The organism is Myxococcota bacterium, from assembly GCA_041389495.1.
Lineage (GTDB): Bacteria > Myxococcota_A > UBA9160 > UBA9160 > UBA4427 > JAWKRT01.
Window position 1 is genome coordinate 179,083 of sequence record JAWKRT010000005.1, and the last position, 15,464, is coordinate 194,546.

Sequence of the window (15,464 nt, forward strand, 5' to 3'; positions counted from 1 at the left end):
TTGCCGAGCGCGGGCGCGCGCCGGTACCCTCGCCCGCGGACCCGGACGGCATGCTGCGCTTCAACGACATCCTCGACCGCATGCTCGAGAGCCAGCCCGACGTCGACGTCGCGCTGCTGCAGCGGGCGTACGTGTTCTCCGCCAAGGTGCACGAGGGCCAGGAGCGGCTCTCGGGCGAGCCGTATCTCGTGCATCCGCTCGAGGTCGCCGGCCTGCTCGTCGACATGCACGCGGACGACGTGACCGTCGCCGCGGGCCTCCTGCACGACACGCTCGAGGACACGCTGACGACGCGCGACGAGCTCGAGCGCAGCTTCGGCGAGCCGGTCGCCTTCCTGGTCGAGGGCCTCACGAAGATCGCGAAGCTCGAGTTCACGTCGGCGCGCGAACGGCAGGCCGAGAACTTCCGCAAGATGCTGATCGCGATGTCGAAGGACATCCGCATCCTGCTCGTGAAGCTCGCCGATCGCCTGCACAACATGCGCACGCTCGAGCACATGCGCGAGGACTCGGCGCGGCGCATCGCGCAGGAGACGCTCGACATCTACGTGCCGCTCGCGCACCGGCTCGGCATGCAGTGGGTGAAGCGCGAGCTCGAGGACCTCGCGTTCCGCACGCTCCACCCCGACATCGCGGCCGAGCTCGAGTCGCAGCTCGCCGGCCGGCGCGACGAGCGCGAGCGCTACATCGAGGAGGTCATCGGCGTCCTGTCGGCGAAGCTCGCGCAGGCGGAGGTGCCGGCCGAGGTCGTGGGCCGCGTCAAGGACGTCGCGTCGATCCACGCGAAGATGGAGGCGCAGGCGCTCTCGCTCGACGAGCTCTACGACGTGATCGCGTTCCGCATCGTGATCGAAGGCTCGGTGGCCGCCTGCTATCACGCGCTCGGCCTCGTCCACACCACGTGGCGCCCCGTGCCCACGCGCTTCAAGGACTACATCGCGAACCCGAAGCCGAACGGATACCAGTCGCTGCACACGACCGTGATCGGGCCCTACGGCGAGCGCATGGAGGTGCAGATCCGCACGCGCGAGATGCACCGCGACGCCGAGCTCGGGATCGCCGCACACTGGAAGTACAAGGCCGGTCGCATCGACGCCGGCAAGGACGACGCGAAGTTCGCGTGGCTGCGCCAGCTGCTCGAGTGGCAGCGCGAGATCGCCGACCCGCACGAGTTCCTCGACGCCGTGAAGGTCGACCTCTTCCCGGACGAGGTCTTCGTGTTCACGCCGCGCGGCGAGGTGATGAACCTGCCCGTGAACGCGACCGCGCTCGACTTCGCGTACGCCATCCACAGCGACATCGGCGACCACTGCTCGGGCGCGCGCGTGAACGGGCGCCAGGTGCCGCTCCGCCACGCGCTCCACGACGGCGACACGGTCGAGATCCAGACGAGCCCGACGCAGTTCCCGCGCCGCGACTGGCTCGAGTTCGCCGTGTCGAGCAAGGCGCGCGCGCGCATCCGCCACGCGATCCGCCACGCGCAGCGCGAGCGCAGCCGGGAGATCGGCCGCGGCATCCTCGAGTCCGAGCTCAAGCGCCGCGGGCTCGCGCTCGCGCGCTTCGAGAAGGGCGGACAGCTCGCCGAGCTCACGGCCTCGACGCTCAAGCGCGGCGGCTCGGTGGCGGACCTCTACTCCGCGATCGCCTACGGGCGGCAGTCGGCCGGACCGATCGCGACCGCCCTCGAGAAGACGCTCGGCGCCGCGGCCGCCGAGCCGACGCCGGCGCCCCCTGCGCCCGCGGCGCCGTCGCGCTCGCTGCGCTCGCTGTTCCGGCGCGAGCGCCGCGACGCCGACCGGCCGGGCGTCGTGGTGAGCGGCCACCCCGACGTGCTGGTGCGCTTCGGCGGGTGCTGCGAGCCGCTGCGCGGGGACGAGGTGACGGGCTTCGTCACGCGCGGCCGCGGCGTCACCGTGCACACGAAGGATTGTCCGCGCATCTTCGAGCTCGACCCCGAGCGCCGCATCGAGGTCGACTGGGACGACGGCGGCGACGAGATGCGCAAGGCGCGCGTGCGCATCCTGTCGCGCGACCGGCCGGGCATCCTGGCGGAGATCAGCCGCTCGATCTCGGCGGCCGGCATCAACATCGGCTCGGCCAAGATCACGACGGAGTCGGGCGGGCCGGCCGTGCTCGAGTTCGAGCTCTGGGTGAAGGGCGTCGGTCAGCTCCGCGACGTGCTGAAGCAGGTCGAGAAGGTGAAGGGCGTGCAGTCGGCCGAGCGCGTCCGCACATGAGGCCGCGGCTCTCGGTGTGCGTGATCGCGTGCGACGAGGAGCACGTCCTGCCGCGCTGTCTCGACGCGATCGCCTTCGCCGACGAGCTCGTCGTCGTGATCGACGCCAAGAGCAGCGACCGCAGCGAGTCCATCGCGCGCTCGCGCGCGCAGCGCGTCGAGGTGCGGCCCTACGACGGCGACATCGGGCAGAAGAGCGCGTGCACGAGCCTCGCGACCGGCGACTGGATCCTGGTCGTCGACCCCGACGAGGTCGTGCGGCCCGAGCTCGCGCGCGAGATCGCCGCGCGGGTGGCGGACGACGGAGGCGGCCGAGCGGGCTTCGAGATCGACCGTCTCACGTGGCATCTCGGCCGCTGGATCCGCCACGGCGACTTCCACCCGGACTGGACGCTGCGCCTGTTCCGCCGCGACGCGCATGCCTGGCAGGGCCGCGACCCGCACGGCCGCGTGGCCGTGCGCGGCGCGGTCGGTCGCATCCGCGGCGCGGGCCGCGTGATCGAGCACTACAGCTACCGCGACGTGGCCGACCACGTCGCCCGCGTGCAGCGCTGGAGCGCGCAGGCCGCGCGCGCGCTCCGCGCCGAAGGGCGGCGCGCGCGCGCGATCGACCTCGCGCTGCGTCCCGCCTGGCGCTTCTTCCGGGGCTTCGTCCTGAAGCGCGGCTTCCTCGACGGCCTCGCCGGGCTCGAGATCGCGTCGATGAACGCGTTCTACGTGTTCCTCAAATACGCGAAGCTGCGCGAGCTCGAGCGCCTCGAGCGCGGCGGGTGAAGGTCCTCTTCGCGACCAGCGACTGGAAGTGGACGGGGCCGGCGGCGCCGATGCTCGAGGCCGCGCGCGCGCTCGCGGCGCGCGGGCACGACGTCGCACTCGCGTGCCCCGAGGCGCCGGAGGGCGAGCGGGGCGTCGCCGACGAGGCGCGCGCGACCGGCTTCGGGCCTTCGCTCGAGCTCGCGCGCGCGCGCGGCGTGCACCCGCTCGCCGACGCGCCGGACGCGCGCGCTCGCGGCGCTCGCGCGCGCGCGGCGCTTCGACGTCGCCCACGTCTGGCACACGCGCGCGCACGCGCTCGCGCTGCGCGCGCGCCTGCGCGCGGCAGGCGCGGCGCTCGTGCGCGCGCACGCCTCGGGCCTGGCGCCTCGCGCCGCCTCGTTCGAGCGCCTGCTCCTCGAGCGCGGCTGCGACGCGCTCGCGTGCCCGAGCGCGCGCTGCGCGCGCGCACGGCTCGCGAGCGATGGCGCACGGCGTCGCGGGCGCGGTCGACCTCGCGCGCTTCGCCCCGCGCGCGCCCGCGGCGCGCGCGCGCGTGCGCGCCGGCCTCGGGCTCGACGCCGCGGCACCGCTCTTCGGTGTCGTCGCGCGCATCCAGCGCCACCGTCGCTTCGACCTCGTGCTCGACGCGGCCGCGGCGCTGCGCGCGCTCGCGCCGGGCGCGCGCATCGCGATCCTCGGGCGCGGCACGCACGCCGAGGCGCTCGTCGACGCGCCCGTGCGCGCGCGCGGCCTCGGCGACGTCGTCGTGCGGCTCGGTCGGCGCGACGCCGACTACCCGGACGTGCTCGCGGCGCTCGACGCGCTGCTCTTCCTCGTGCCGGGCTCGGACGGCGGATGCCGCGCGGTGCTCGAGGCCGCCGCGTGCGGCGTGCCCGTCGTCGCGTCGCGTCGCGGCGCGCTGCCGGAGCTCGTGGCCGCGGGCGGAGCCGCGGCGGGCGTGTGCGTGGACGAGGGCGCCGATGCGATCGCCCGCGCGCTCGCGTCCGTCGCGTGCGCGGGCGACGCCGCGGCGCGCGAGCGCGCGCGGAGTGCCGTCCGCGCGCACGCGGAGCGCGCCTTCGCGCCGGCGCGGCTCGCGCGCGACCTCGAGGCGCTCTACGAGGCGGCGCGGGCGCGCCGCGCGGGCGCGCCCGCTCAGACCGACTCGTGCTCCGCCTGCAGCGAGACGAGCTCCCTGTAGAGACCTTCGCGTGCGACGAGCTCGTCGTGCGTCCCCTGCTGGACGATGCGGCCGCCCTCGAGCACGAGGATGCGGTCGGCGCGCCGGATCGTGGACAGCCGGTGCGCGATCACGAACACCGTGCGGCGTCCGCGCAGGGCGTCGAGCGCGTCCTGGACGATGCGCTCGGTCTTGGCGTCGAGCGCGCTCGTCGCCTCGTCGAACACGAGCACCGACGGGTCCTTCATCAGCGCGCGCGCGATCGTGATGCGCTGGCGCTGACCGCCCGAGAGCATGACGCCGAACTCGCCGACGGGCGTCTCGTAGCGCTCGGGCAGCTTGTCGGCGAACTCGTCGACGTGGGCCGTGCGCACGGCGGCCTCGAACGCGGCCTCGTCCGCGCCGGGACGCGCGTAGCGGATGTTCTCGCGGATCGAGGTGTCGAACAGGAACGGCTCCTGCGTCACGACCGCGATCTGGTCGAGATAGGAGTCGCGCGTCGCGTCGCGCAGGTCGACGCCATCGATGCGGATCGCGCCCTCGTCCGGGTCGTAGAAGCGCAGCAGCAGGTCGGCGAGCGTCGTCTTCCCCGCGCCGGTCGGGCCGACGAGCGCGACGACCTCGCCGCGCCGGGCCGAGAACGACACGTCGTGGATCACGCGCCTTCCGCGGTAGCCGAAGCTCACGTGGTCGAACACGATCTCGCGCTGCATCGGCCCGATCGCGACGGCGTCGGGGCGGTCGGCCGCCTCTTCGGGCTCGTCGAGGATCTCGAAGAAGCGCTCGGTCGAGGCGAGCGCGTCCATCAGCTCGGGCCAGCTCTCGGAGACCTTCTTGATCGGCGCGTAGGTCATCGCGGCCGCGAGCACGAAGGCCGAGAGCCCGCCGACGGTGAGCCCCCAGATGTCGTTCATCACGAGGTAGCCGCCGACGAACACGATGCCGATGCCGGTGCCGCTGTTGAGCAGCTCGATCGTCGACCGCGAGAGCGTGCCCTGCAGGACGACCTTCATCTGCTTCTGGTAGAAGCGCCGCGCCGCGGCGTGGAACGAGTCGCGCTCGAGCGCCTCGCCGCGGAACGCCTTGATCACCTTGATGCCCGACAGGATGTTCGCGAGCCGCTGCGTCACCTCGGACAGCTTCTGCTGGCGCACGGCCGCCTTCTTGCGGATGCGCCGCGCGAAGAAGCCGAGCACGAGCGCCATGAGCGGCAGCGAGAGCAGCGACAGCAGCATGAGCTTCCACGACAGGAAGAGCATCGTCGCGAAGCCGCCGATCACCGAGATGAACGACTGCAGCAGCTCGTAGAAGACGAGCCGGTTCGCGCGCTGCGCCTGGGCGGCGTCCATCATCGTGCGCGTGAGCGTGTCGCCCGTGTTGACGGAGTGGTGGCGCGTGAGCGGGAGGCGCAGCAGCTTCGCCGTGAGCTCCGTGCGGATGTCGAGCAGGATGCGGCCGAGCGCGAGCTTCGTGAGGAACGTGCGCCCGAAGAGGCTCACCGGCATGATGAGCACGAGGCCGAGCGCGATCAGCGTGAGGCGCAGGAAGGCCGCGAAGTCGCCGCTCGGGATGACGTCGTCGAGCAGCGGCTTCAGCAGGTAGGCGCGGCCGTTGCGGCCGAGCGTGAAGAGCAGCGCGAAGCCGGTCGCCGACAGCAGCAGGGGCAGGTAGGGACGCGCGTAGACGACGGTGCGGCGCAGCAGCGCGAACGCGCTCACCGTGCGGTCGGGAGCGGGCCCCGCGTCGCCCGCGCCCTCGTCGTCGAGTGCGATGCCGTCGAACGTGTCCACTGCGCTCGGAGCTCCCGTTCCCGTCCCGCGTCGTCGTCGCGGCCGCGATCGCGTGCCGCCGCGCGCGGGCGCGATCGATCGGCGCCGTGTCTCCGGGGGGTGTCGCTAGGCGAGGTCGGCGGCGATCGCGTCGCCCGAGCGCCAGCCGAGCACGAGATCGCCCTCGAGGCCGAGGCCCGCCAGGGCCGGGCGGTCGAGACGGTACACCGGGGGGCGGCTCGACACTCGCAGCTCCGCCTCGGCGGGCCACGTGCCGCCGGCCGGCAGCTCCTCGAGCCATTCGTCGTCGTCCCAGCGCGGAAGCTCCGTGCGGACGCGCTCGAGGCCGGCGGCCGCGAACGGCATGAGCTCGCGCAGCGCGGCCTCGACGCGCGCGGCCGCGTCGGCGGGCGTCTCGTCGGCGGCGGGGAGCGTGCGGACGACGAGGTCGACGCGCTCGGCGCGCGGGCCCGGCGCGTGCACGGCGAGGCTCGCGACGCCGTCCTGCGGATCCTTCGCGTCGGGGCGCGTCAGCAGGACGACGCGCGCGCCCATGCCCTCCGGCAGCCCGGCGGCCGGCGCGCGGTAGTGCAGGACGAGCCGCCGCGCGGCGCCCGGAGCGCGCGCGCCGAGCGCGCGCGCGATCGGCGCGGCGGCGCTCGCATCGTCCGCGCGGCCGCCGGCGCGCGACGCGGCGTCGGCCGCGATCGCGGCCGCGAGCGCGCTCGGCGACACGGCGACGACGAGCGCCTTGCCGAGCCACACCTCGCCCGATTCGCGCAGCGCGAGGCCCGGCAGGCCGTTCGCGTTCACGAGCTCGAAGGCGGCGCCGCGCACGCTGCGGAGCTCGCCGTAGAGGCTCTCGACGCGGCGGCGGAGCACGTCGAGCAGGCCCGGCGACCCGGGCTCGACGCAGGCGCCGCCGGCCTGCGCGTCGCCGAGCACGCGCGCGCACGCCTCGCCGGAGGGCCCGCCGCTCGCGTGGCCGGCGAGCGCGCGCACCTGCGCGGCGAACACGCGGCCGAGCGCGGCCGGCGCGTTCGCGACCTCCGGCGGGAGGCCGCGCGCTCCGCGCGGTGCGGTGGCGGGGGCCGGTGCGGCGCCGCGCGCGAGCGCGCGCAGCCCGCCGCTGCGGACGACGGGCGACGCGAGCAGGTGCTGGCGCTCGAGCTCGCCGGCCTGCGCGAGCGCGTCGACGAGCGCGCGCGCCTCCTCGGGCTTCGCGAGCCCCCACGCGACGAGCTCGTCCGCGCCGTGCGCGAGCCCGCCGACGTCGAGCCGCAGCTCGGGGCCGACGACCTGGTAGGCGAGAGCGTCGGGCTGGAAGCGGCGGCGATCGATCAGCGGCAGCTTGAGCTCGCGCAGCGTCGCCTCGAGCGCGCCGCCGTTCTGCGCGCCGGCGAGCAGGAAGGGCTCGCGCAGCGGCGCGGCGAGCTTCGCCGCGGCCTCCTCGCCGACGACGAGCACGCGGTGTCCGTGGAGGCCGATGCGCGCGGCCGCGACGAGCGCGGGTACGCCGCTCCCGAGCACGATCGCATCCCAGCGGCGCGCTCGGTGGCGCGCGTCGATCGCGATGGAGCGCAGCGCGCTCATCCCTCGCCCGGGCCGGCCGCGCCGCCCGCGTCCGCCGCGAACCCCGGGTCGAGGAGGAGCGGCGGCTCGCCTTCCTTGCGCCGCTCGACCGTTCCGATCCGGTAGGCGCGCTCGCCCTGCGCGCGCAGGCGCTCCGCGACGTCCTCGGCCTGGTCGCGCGGCACCGCGAGCACCATGCCGATGCCGCAGTTGAACACGCGCAGCATCTCGGCCTCGGGGATCTCGCCGTGGCGCTGGATCCACCCGAAGACGCCGGGGCGCGGCCAGGCCGTCGGGTCGATGCGCGCGCGCACGCCCTTCGGGAGGATGCGGTGGACGTTGCCGTCGAACCCGCCGCCGGTGATGTGCACGATGCCGTTCACGGTGAAGTCGCGGATGACGTTGAGCACGGGCTTCACGTAGATGCGCGTCGGCGCGAGCAGCGCGCTCGCGAGCGTCTGGTTGGTGCCCTCGAGCTCGCCGAACAGCTCGAACTTCCCGGCCGCGAGGCCCTCGTCGAGCACGCGGCGCACGAGCGAGTAGCCGTTGCTGTGGAAGCCGCTCGACGCGATGCCGACGAGCGCGTCGCCCTCGCGGACGGTCGAGCCGTCGATCACCTTGTCGCGGTCGACGACGCCGACGCTGAAGCCGACGAGCTCGAGATCGCCCTCGCCGTACATGCCGGGCATCGTCGCGGTCTCGCCGCCGAGCAGCGCGCAGCCCGCGCGCTTGCAGCCCTCGGCGAGCCCGCGCAGCGCGTCGGCCGCGATCTTCGTGTCGAGACGACCCATCGCGATGTAGTCGAGGAAGATCACGGGCTCGGCGCCCTGGACGACGAGGTCGTTCACGACCATCGCGACGCAGTCGATGCCGATGGTGTCGTAGCGGCCGATCTTCGCGGCGAGCCGGAGCTTCGTGCCGACGCCGTCGGTCGCGGCGACGAAGATCGGATCCGCGTAGCGGTCGGGCGCCTTGAAGAGCCCCGCGAAGCCGCCGATCGACGACAGCACCTCCGGCCGGAAGGTGCCGCGCGCGATCTCCTTCACCTCGTCGATGAAGCCCTCGTCGTGGTCGAGGTCGACGCCCGCCGCGGCGTACGCGGGCGCGCTCGGAGTGCGCGAGGCCTTCGCGCTCGGATCGTCGCTGCTCATGGAACCTTCCGGGGGAGGATCGGGCCGGATGGGTAGCGAAGTGCCCGCCCCGCTGCGACTGCGCGCCCGCGCCGAACGACACGGCGCCCGGCGCGGAGGATGCCCCGCCGCCGCCGGCTTTTCGTCGCGCATTCGCCGGCGGGGGCCTAGATTGCGCGCGTGGCGATCGCGGTGGTGATCCCGGCGAAGGACGAGCACCTCGCGATCGGCACGGTCCTCGAGCGCGTGCTCGCCGGCGATTCCGGTGACGTGTCGGATGGCGTGTCAGATGGCGCGTCGGGCGTCGGGCCCGCGCGTCCGCCGGAGTCGCCGGGCGGCGGCGACCCTGCGTCGACGCCGCGCGCGGCGTCGCCGGCGCTCGACGTCGTCGTCGTCGACGGGGGGAGTCGCGACGCGACGCGCGAGCTCGCGCGCGCGGGGGGCGCGCGCGTGATCGAGTGTGCGCCCGGGCGAGCGCGGCAGCTCCAGGCGGGGCTCGAGGCCGCAACGGGAGAGGTCGTGCTGTTCCTCCACGCCGACACGCTGCTGCCGCGCGGATGGCGCGCCGCGGTCGCGCGCGCGCTCGACGACGCGCGCTGCGCGGCGGGTGCGTTCGCGCTCGGCTTCGAGCGCACCGGCGCCACGCCCGCGCAGACGCGCGCGCTCGCGCGCATCGCGCGCGCGGGGAACGCTCGCGCGCGCTGGCTCGGCCTCCCGTTCGGCGACCAGGCGCTCTTCGCGCGCCGCAGCGCGCTGCGCACGATCGGCGGCATTCCGCAGGCGCCGCTCTTCGAGGACGTCGACCTCGTGTGGCGGCTGCGGGGGTGCGGGCGCGTCGCGCTGCTGCGCGAGTGCGTCGAGACCTCGCCGCGCCGCTACCTCGAGCGCGGCGCGGCGCGCACGGTCGCGGCGCACGCGGTCGCGCTCGCGGGCTGGGCGCTCGGCGCGCCGCGCGCGCCGCTCGCGCGGTGGCTCGGGCGATGAGCGCCGCGGCCCCCGCGCACGGCGCCGGCGGCGCGGTCGCCGAGGCGAGCGACGGCTCGGTCCGTCACGCCGTCCGGCGCCTGTTCCGCTACGTGCGCCGCCATCCCGTCTACTACTCGGTCTGGGCCGGCGCGACGCTCGCCTACATGGCGTGCTTCCTCGCCATCCCGGTGCTCACGGGCCGCGTCATCGACGCGGCGATCGCGGGCCTCGGCGAGGGCGTCGTGCGGACGCGCGCGCTGTGGCTGTTCGCGGCGGCCGTCGTCGCGGCGACGCTGCGGTACTTCTCGCGCGTGCTCGTCTTCGACGCCGCGCGCGAGGTCGAGTACGAGATGCGCAACGACCTGTTCGCGCACCTGCAGCGGCTGCCGCAGTCCTTCTACGCGCGCTGGCGCACCGGCGACATCATGAGCCGCTGCGTCAACGACCTGAACTCGGTGCGCCTGCTGCTCGGCCCGGGGCTCCTCACGACGCTGTCGGCGCCCGTCCAGTTCGCGGGCACGATCGGGATCATGGCGACGCGCGACCCGCTGCTCGCCGTGCTCGTGCTCGTCCCGTTCCCGAGCTTCGTGTTCATCGCGCGCTACTTCGGCTCGCGCATGTTCGCCCGCAACCTGCTCGTGCAGGAGGGGCTCGGCGAGATGTCGAACCAGGTGCAGGAGGCCGTCTCCGGCATCGCGGTCGTGAAGTCCTACGCGATGGAGGACGAGCAGGCGCGGCGCTTCGACGCGAAGAACCGCGAGCTCTACCGCCGGCAGCTCGGGCTCGTGCACGTGAACGCGGGCATGCAGGCGGTGATGATGCTGCTGCCGGCGTTCGCGATGTTCGTCGTGCTGCTCGTGGGCGGGCGGCTCGTCGAACGCGGCGGCCTCGCCGTCGGGCAGTTCTTCGAGTTCACGATGTTCGTCTACCAGCTGTCGTTCCCGACGTTCATCCTGGGCTGGACGGTCTCGATGCTCCAGCGCGGCGCGGCCGCCATGCAGCGCATCGACGAGGTGCTCTCGATCGACCCGTCGATCCGCGACCGCGAGGTCGACGACGTGCGCGAGCTGCGCGGCGAGATCGAGTTCCGCGGCCTGACGTTCTCCTACGACCTCCCGGGCGAGGACGCGGGCAGGGCGGAGGCGCTGCGCGGCGTCGACCTGCACGTGCCGGCGGGCACGTCGCTCGGCGTCGTCGGGACGGTGGGGTCGGGCAAGACGACCCTCGCCGCGCTCGTGCCGCGTCTCTACGAGGTGCCGGACGGCCAGCTCTTCCTCGACGGCGTCGACGTGAACCGCATCCCGGTCGCGACGCTGCGCCGCGGCATCGCGGCCGTGCCGCAGGACTCGTTCCTGTTCTCGATGTCGCTTTCGGACAACGTCGCCTACGGCGACCCGGACGCGCCGCGCGAGCGCGTCGAGGAGGCGGCGCGCCGCGCGCAGCTCGCGAAGGACGTGGCCGAGCTGCCGGAGGGCTACGACACGCTCGTCGGCGAGCGCGGCGTGATGCTCTCGGGCGGCCAGCGCCAGCGCACCGCGCTCGCGCGCGCGCTGCTCCTGCAGCCGCGCATCCTGATCCTCGACGACACGCTGTCGGCGGTCGACGCGGCGACCGAGGCGGCGATCCAGGAAGGGCTGCGCGAGGTCTTCCGCGGCCGCACGGTGATCGTCGTCGCGAGCCGCGTGAGCTCCGTGCGCGCGTGCGACCAGATCGCCGTGCTCGACGACGGCGAGATCGTCGAGCGCGGCACGCACGAGCAGCTGCTCGCGCGCGGCGGACTCTACGCGCGCCTCGCGCGCGAGCAGGCGGAGGAGGCGGCCGAGCCCGCGCCCGGCGCGTCCGCGCGCGCGGACGGCGGCCGGGAGGCGCGCGCGTGAGCGTCGCGCTCCACGAGGAGGAGTCGCTCGGCCGCGCCTACGACGTGCGCCTGCTGCGCCGGCTGTGGGCGTACGTGCGGCCCTATCGCGGCCAGGTGGTCGCGACGCTCGCGCTCGTCGTCCCGATGTTCGCGGTCGAGGTCGCCCAGCCGTTCCTCGTGAAGCGCGGCGTCGACGGCTTCGTGTCGCGCTACGGCGTCGTCGAGCACGCACCGAGCGGGCTCGATCGCACGATCGAGGCCGTCGGGCTCGCGGGGCCGATCGAGGCGATGCTCGACGCGCCCTTCGGCATCCCGCCCCTCGCGTGGCTCGCCGTTCTCTACCTGTTCTTCGCGATCTCGCTCGGGCTCATGCAGTACCTGCACATGGTGCTGATGACGATGACGGGCCAGAACGCGATGCGCGACCTGCGCCGCGTCGTGTTCGACCGCATCCAGAAGCTCCACATGGGCTTCTTCGACGACTACCCGGTCGGGCGCCTCGTCACGCGCACGACGAACGACGTCGAGAACATCTCCGAGATGTTCTCGGCCGGCATCGTCGCGCTCGTCACCGACGTCGCGAAGATGGCGGGCTTCGGCATCGTGCTGTGGCTCGAGTCGCCGACGCTCGCGTGGAAGTCGTTCCTGGTCGTTCCCGTGCTGGCGATCGGTGCGTCGATCTTCCGCTGGAAGGTGCGCGAGGCCTTCCGCGACGTGCGCGTCCGCATCGCGCGCATCAATGCCCACATCCAGGAGACGGTGACGGGCATGAAGGTCGTGCAGCTCTTCTCGCGCGAGGAGCGCAACCTGCGCGACTTCGACGCGATGAACGCCGGCCACCGCGACGCCTGGCGCCGCTCCATCCACTACGACGCGCTCCTGTTCGCGACGGTCGAGGCCGCGAGCCAGATCACGATCGCGATCATCCTGTGGGCGGGCACGGGGATCGCGTCGCCCGGCGTCCTGTACTTCTTCATCGATCTCATGCGGCGCTTCTTCATGCCGCTGCGCGACCTGTCCGCGAAGTACTCGGTGATGCAGTCGGCGATGGCGAGCGCCGAGCGCATCTTCCAGCTCGTCGACACGCGGGTCGCGATCGAGGACCCCGCGCCCGACGACGTCGTCGTGCCCGCCGCGCGGCGCGGCGAGGTCGAGTTCGACGACGTGTGGTTCGCCTACGACGACGCGGACGCGGCGGCGGGGGCCTGGGTGCTGCGCGGCGTCTCGTTCCGCGTCGCGCCCGGCGAGAAGGTCGCGCTCGTCGGCGCCACCGGCGCGGGCAAGTCGACGATCATCGGTCTGCTGACGCGCCTCTACGAGGTGCAGCGCGGCGCGGTGCGGATCGACGGCGTCGACGTGCGCCGCATGCCGCAGGCGGAGCTGCGCCGTCGCGTGGCGACGGTGCTGCAGGACGTGTTCCTGTTCAGCGGCACGGTCGCGGAGAACATCGGGCTCGGGCGCGCGGACGTCCCGCCGGACGCGATCCGGCGCGCGGCCGCGGCCGTGCGGGCCGACCGCTTCATCGAGCGCCTGCCGCACGGCTACGACACGCCCGTGCGCGAGCGCGGCACGAACTTCTCCGCCGGTCAGCGCCAGCTGCTGTCGTTCGCGCGCGCGCTCGCGCACGGCGCGGACATCCTCGTGCTCGACGAGGCGACGAGCTCGATCGACACGGAGACCGAGGCGCTCGTGCAGCGCGGCATCCACGTGCTGATGGAGGGGCGCACCGCGATCGCGATCGCGCACCGGCTCTCCACCATCGAGGACGTCGATCGCATCTACGTGCTCGATCGCGGCCGCATCGTGGAGCAGGGCTCGCACCGCGAGCTGCTGCGCAGCGGCGGCCGGTATCGGGAGCTCTACGAGCTGCAGGTCGAGGCGCAGGAGCCCGCGGCGTGAGCCGCGCGCGCCGCGCGCTCTTCGCGGTCGTCGGCCTCGTGCTCGCGGTCGCGATCGTGGAGGCGCTCTCCTGGATCGCGCTCGCCGCGCTGCGCGAGGAAGCGGCGGGCGCCGCGGCGCCGTCTTCGGCCGAGGCCCGGGGTGGCGAAGCGGCGGGCCGCCGAGACGGCGCGCAGGCCGAGGACGCGGGCGGCGACGCCGCGGGGGCGGAGGCGCTCGACGCCGCGGCGCGCGCGCAGCGCGCGGAGCGGCGCCGCTACTGGGCCGTGCACCCGTACGCCGGCTACGTCGCGGCGCCGGGCTCGCCCGTCGAGTTCGGCGACGCCGTGCCGGGCCTCGCGGTCAACGCCTACGGCTTCGTCGACACCGCCGGGCCGCTTCGCGAGCGCGCTCCCGATCGCGTGGTGGTCGCGGTCGCGGGGGGCTCGGTGGCCGAGCGCTTCGGCCTCGAGGGCACGGCCGCGTTCGAGAGCGCACTCGCGCGCGACCCTCGCTATGCGGGCAAGCGCGTCGAGTGGGTGCGCCTCGGCCTCTCGGGGTGGAAGCAGCCGCAGCCGCTCACCGCGATCGCCTACCTGCTCGCCGACGGCGCGCAGATCGACGTGCTGCTCGAGATCGACGGCTTCAACGAGATCGCGCTGCCGCGCATCGACCTCGTGAGCCACGGCGTCGCCGCCATCTTCCCGCGCTACTGGAAGCAGCAGACGGCGCCGCTCCCCGACGCCGCGATGCTGCGCCGCATCGCCGAGATCGAGCGCCTCGAGCATCGGCTCGACGCGCTGCTCGAGGCGCCGTCGGGCGCGCTCCGCTTCTCGGGGCTCGCGCGCCTCGTCGCGCTCGTGCGCGCGCGCCGGCTCGACGCGCAGGTCGCGCGCGCGCATGCCGACTTCGCCGCCGCGGCGCGCGCGCGCGCCGACGGAGCTCCGATCGGCCCGTACCGGGAGTACGCGAGCCGCGTCGAGCTCGCCGAACACCTCGTCGGCATCTGGGCGCGATCGTCGCTCGGCCTGCACGCCCTCTCGCGCACGTTCGGCTTCCGCTACGTCCACGTGCTGCAGCCGAACCCGCACGTGCCCGACACCAAGCCGCTCTCCGAGTCGGAGCGGGCCCTCGTCGCCGACGCGACGATGCTCTACCGCGACGACGCGCGGGACTTCCACCCGCTGCTGCAGCGCGCCGGCCGCGAGCTCGCCGCGAGCGGCGTCGAGTTCGTCGATGCGACGCGCGCCTTCGAGGCGCACCCCGAGACGCTCTACGTCGACAGCTGCTGTCACTTCGGCCCGCGCGGGAACGAGATCCTCGCGGAGCTCGTCGCCGGGGCGATGCGGGAGCGCGATCCCCAACCCCGCGATGCGCGCGGCGTCACTCGGCCCCGGTGAGCCTTCCGAGGAGACCGGAGACGAGTCGCCGCAACCGCTGCGGATCGGCGAAGCGCTCCTCGACCGGGCGTCGCGACCGGGTCTGCTGCAGGAAGGTCTCGAGGTTGTCGCCGCCGTTGCGGATCGAGTAGAGCACCCGTCCGTCGAGGTCGACGATCTCGAGGTCGAGACACGCGTTGACGACGAGCGTGGCGGACTCGCCGATGCTCCACGAAGCCGGCCAGTAGAGCGTGTCCCAGCGCCCGCAGACCGGCGCCTCGCGCCCGTCGAGCCGGCGGATCTCGACGGCCAGGGTCGTGTAGAGCACCGCGTCGGCGCGGTGGACCGCGGCGAGCTCGCGGTAGGTGGCCTCGCGCACCGCGTCCCACTTGTCGCCGTCGGCCTCACCCGTCTTCGGGTCGTAGAGCCCGCCGACGGCCTCGGCAGCCTCCCGCCACGCGGTCTCCATCGCGTCGGCGCCGACGACTTCGAAGCCGCTCCCGGTGAGGTCGGACGCGATCAGGGCGTGGACCCGCTCCTGCACGGCGGCGCGGTCGACGAGCCCGTTCGGCGCCCGCAGCGATGCGAGGGCGATGCGGCGTACCCGCGCGCGCAGCTCCTGCTCGGGTATGCGGAGGGGGTCGTAGCCGCCGGCGCCCTGGCAGGCGATCGTCCACGCCGCCAGGGCGAGGGCCGCGCCGCACCTAGCAAGCCTGGGCGCGGCGCGCGTCCGTCGCGCA

Annotated in this window: 11 protein-coding genes; 7 read left to right on the forward strand and 4 right to left on the reverse strand. The window is 74.3% G+C overall.

What is annotated here, in order from left to right; genetic code table 11:
- Positions 1-50: 50 nt before the first annotated feature.
- The 3 genes from R3E88_20665 (at position 51) to R3E88_20675 (ending at position 4,193) form a co-directional block, all read left to right on the forward strand.
- Positions 51-2,237 carry a bifunctional (p)ppGpp synthetase/guanosine-3',5'-bis(diphosphate) 3'-pyrophosphohydrolase gene (locus tag R3E88_20665; GenBank protein MEZ4218895.1) on the forward strand — a complete coding sequence of 729 codons (2,187 nt, stop codon included), beginning with the start codon at positions 51-53 and terminating at the stop codon, positions 2,235-2,237.
- Positions 2,234-3,010: a glycosyltransferase family 2 protein gene (locus tag R3E88_20670; protein MEZ4218896.1), complete on the forward strand. Its 777-nt coding sequence runs from the start codon at positions 2,234-2,236 to the stop codon at positions 3,008-3,010. The genes R3E88_20665 and R3E88_20670 overlap by 4 nt, the downstream gene beginning before the upstream one ends.
- 463 nt (positions 3,011-3,473) lie before the next feature.
- Positions 3,474-4,193 (forward strand): glycosyltransferase, encoded by a 720-nt coding sequence (locus tag R3E88_20675; GenBank protein ID MEZ4218897.1) that lies wholly within the window; start codon positions 3,474-3,476, stop codon positions 4,191-4,193.
- On the opposite strand, the gene R3E88_20680 is transcribed toward R3E88_20675, so the two are convergent.
- The 3 genes from R3E88_20680 to purM all read right to left on the reverse strand — a co-directional run bounded on the left by R3E88_20680 (position 4,148) and on the right by purM (position 8,664).
- Positions 4,148-5,962, reverse strand: a complete 1,815-nt coding sequence (locus R3E88_20680; GenBank protein MEZ4218898.1) for an ABC transporter ATP-binding protein — start codon at positions 5,960-5,962, stop codon at positions 4,148-4,150. The two genes, R3E88_20675 and R3E88_20680, sit on opposite strands and share 46 nt — an antisense overlap.
- Before the next feature lie 105 nt (positions 5,963-6,067).
- Positions 6,068-7,534 carry a hypothetical protein gene (locus tag R3E88_20685; protein ID MEZ4218899.1) on the reverse strand — a complete coding sequence of 489 codons (1,467 nt, stop codon included), beginning with the start codon at positions 7,532-7,534 and terminating at the stop codon, positions 6,068-6,070.
- A complete protein-coding gene (purM, locus tag R3E88_20690) occupies positions 7,531-8,664 on the reverse strand; it encodes a phosphoribosylformylglycinamidine cyclo-ligase (GenBank protein ID MEZ4218900.1) in 1,134 nt (377 codons plus the stop codon). Before purM ends, R3E88_20685 begins: the two co-directional genes overlap by 4 nt.
- Positions 8,665-8,823: 159 nt before the next feature.
- Here purM and R3E88_20695 point away from each other — a divergent pair, with 159 nt between their 5' ends.
- The 4 genes from R3E88_20695 to R3E88_20710 are packed head-to-tail and all read left to right on the forward strand — an operon-like array spanning position 8,824 to position 14,745.
- Positions 8,824-9,627: a TIGR04283 family arsenosugar biosynthesis glycosyltransferase gene (locus tag R3E88_20695; protein MEZ4218901.1), complete on the forward strand. Its 804-nt coding sequence runs from the start codon at positions 8,824-8,826 to the stop codon at positions 9,625-9,627.
- Positions 9,624-11,486 (forward strand): ABC transporter ATP-binding protein, encoded by a 1,863-nt coding sequence (locus R3E88_20700; protein MEZ4218902.1) that lies wholly within the window; start codon positions 9,624-9,626, stop codon positions 11,484-11,486. The genes R3E88_20695 and R3E88_20700 overlap by 4 nt, the downstream gene beginning before the upstream one ends.
- Positions 11,483-13,366: an ABC transporter ATP-binding protein gene (locus tag R3E88_20705; protein ID MEZ4218903.1), complete on the forward strand. Its 1,884-nt coding sequence runs from the start codon at positions 11,483-11,485 to the stop codon at positions 13,364-13,366. The genes R3E88_20700 and R3E88_20705 overlap by 4 nt, the downstream gene beginning before the upstream one ends.
- Positions 13,363-14,745, forward strand: a complete 1,383-nt coding sequence (locus R3E88_20710) for a hypothetical protein (protein ID MEZ4218904.1) — start codon at positions 13,363-13,365, stop codon at positions 14,743-14,745. The genes R3E88_20705 and R3E88_20710 overlap by 4 nt, the downstream gene beginning before the upstream one ends.
- On the opposite strand, the gene R3E88_20715 is transcribed toward R3E88_20710, so the two are convergent.
- Complete coding sequence (locus R3E88_20715) at positions 14,729-15,268, reverse strand: hypothetical protein (GenBank protein ID MEZ4218905.1); 540 nt, start codon at positions 15,266-15,268, stop codon at positions 14,729-14,731. The genes R3E88_20710 and R3E88_20715 overlap by 17 nt on opposite strands.
- Positions 15,269-15,464 lie beyond the last annotated feature (196 nt).